Below are 2,220 nucleotides of genomic sequence, written 5' to 3'. Positions count from 1 at the left end.
AGTCGTCGGCAGCGTCAGATGTGTATAAGAGACAGGTCTACAGGGCCTGAAAACCATTCTCTCTGGTGGTGCGATACCACCAGATGCATATCGGCGCGACGCTGGAGGTGTTGAGCATGTCTGACGAGCCCCATATCCCGGCCCCGTGTCCAGCCTCGTTGGCGGATGGTGGGCGTGCTTTGTGGCGTGGCGTGGCGGACGTGTTCGAGCTGACGCCGGAGCAGTTGGTGCAACTGGAGGAGGCGTGCCGGGCAAAGGATCGGCTCGATTCTCTGGATGCGGCGATCCGTGGCAAGCATGACGTGCTGCTGTCGATTGAGACGGACGGTAACGGAGTGTCCAGCTTGGTCGTGAACTCGGCGCTGCGTGAGGCGAACGCGACGGCCACGGTCCTCAAGCAGCTGCTGGCGGCGCTGCGGTTGCCGGACGTGGAGGGTCGACGGCCCCAGTATCGGGGTCCGAGGGGTGCCTATCAGAAGTCTGTGGAGTCGGTCGCATCCGCAGGCAAGGTGTCGAGCCTTGACCGGGCGCGGAAGCGGCGCGCAGGCTGATGTTCCGCCCCCTGTTCGAGGGGCAGAAGTGCTCTCTCGGCTATGCCGTCATCGACTGGCTCGAGGCGTATGCCTGCCATGGCCCTGGGCCGGTGGAGGGGCAGCCGTTGACGTTCGATGACGAGATGTTTGACTTCATCGTGGACGCCTACGAGCTCGAACCGGCGTCGGGGCGTCGGTTGATCTCTCGTGGCGTGCTGTCAATGCCGAAGGGTCGGGCGAAGTCGGAGGTCGCGGGCCTGATTGGCGTGGCGGAGGCTCTGGCCCCGGTGCGTTTTGACGGCTGGGATGCGAGCGGGCAGCCGGTGGGACGCCCGATCCGCTCCCCGTTCGTCCGCTGCCTCGCGACCGAGGAGAAGCAGTCGGGCAACACGTTCCAAAACATTGCTTTCGTGATGGGTGACTGGGGACACGACAACCACCCAGACATCTACGACGGCGTGAAGGGCATCCGCGACTACCGCTCAGCGACTAACATCTATCTGCCGAACGGTGGGGAGTGCCGCTCGAGTTCGTCTGGTGCCGCGTCGAAGGACGGCGGCAAGGAAACGTTCCTCGTGCCGGATGAGGTGCACCTGTACGTGCTCCCGGAGCTGCGGAACATGTACGCCACGACGATGCGTAACTTACCGAAGAGGTCGCGTGACGAACCGTGGGCGCTGCTGACAACGACCGCATTCCGTTACGGCGAGGAGAGCGTCTGGGAGACGATCTACAAGCGTTGGAAGGCCGAGCAACTAGGCCCCGGATGGCTGGTGCACCATCGCGAGGCGAAGGGACCGATCCGCATCTATGAGGACCGCGAGCACACGCTGGCGCAGCTGCGTTACGTGTACGGCGCGGCGATGGACCCCGTGTCGGGGTGGATGACCCCTGAACTTGCCTATCGGACGATGCTGGACCCAACCGAGTGCCGTGACGAGGCTGAGGGTGCCCGCTACTACCTGAACCGCGCCATGGCGTCCTCGGATGCGTGGATCGCGCTCAGGGCTGTGGAGGACGCCCAGATGGACGGCCCCGAACCTGCCGATGGCACAGCGATCACGCTCGGGTTCGACGGGTCGCTGAACTCCGACTCGACCATCCTCCGCGGCTGCCGGATGTCAGACGGCTACCGGTGGACGATCGGACTGTGGGAGAAACCCGAGGGTGTCGACGGCATCGGATGGCAGGTGCCGCGCACTGAGGTGCTGGAGCGTATCCGTGAGGCGCACAAGCGCTATCGCGTGATCCGAGGCCACTACGACCCACACGAGTGGCGCAGCGACATCTCAGACCTGGCGCACGAGTTCGGCGAGGACGTGGTGGTCGAATTCCCCACGACGTCGGACACCCTGATGGGGCCGGCGCTGGACACGCTCCACACCGACATCGTGAACGGCACCACGAAACAGAGCAGCGACCCGGACGCGCTGCGGCACTACGGCAACGCGTTCGTGAAGCGGCGCGGCCAGTACCGGCTGATCCGCAAGGAATACCCGAACAGCCCCCGCAAGATCGACGTCGTAGTGGCAGACGCCCTCGCGTACGCGGCGAGACGGGCTGTGCTGGCCACCGACTGGACCGATGACGACTCACAGAACAGCGCCGTGTGGTGCTTCGCCTAGACGATGAATGGAGGTGGGCATGGGTGACATTGATGTCCTGAACCGCCTCCACCGCAAGACCC

The 2,220-nt window shown here is 64.7% G+C and carries 2 protein-coding genes; both read left to right on the top strand.

Annotation, left to right across the window (positions count from 1 at the left end):
- Positions 1-116 precede the first annotated feature (116 nt).
- A complete protein-coding gene (locus tag ACTQ40_RS10395; protein WP_441036951.1) occupies positions 117-551 on the top strand; it encodes a hypothetical protein in 435 nt (144 codons plus the stop codon).
- Positions 551-2,158: a hypothetical protein gene (locus tag ACTQ40_RS10390; RefSeq protein WP_441069373.1), complete on the top strand. Its 1,608-nt coding sequence runs from the start codon at positions 551-553 to the stop codon at positions 2,156-2,158. Before ACTQ40_RS10395 ends, ACTQ40_RS10390 begins: the two co-directional genes overlap by 1 nt.
- The last annotated feature ends 62 nt before the right edge of the window (positions 2,159-2,220 follow it).

This window comes from Collinsella sp. Sow4_D11 (genome assembly GCF_052116465.1).
Classification (GTDB): Bacteria; Actinomycetota; Coriobacteriia; order Coriobacteriales; family Coriobacteriaceae; genus Collinsella.
Note: the sequence above shows the minus strand (reverse complement) of the source record. Positions and strands in the feature narration are given on the sequence as shown.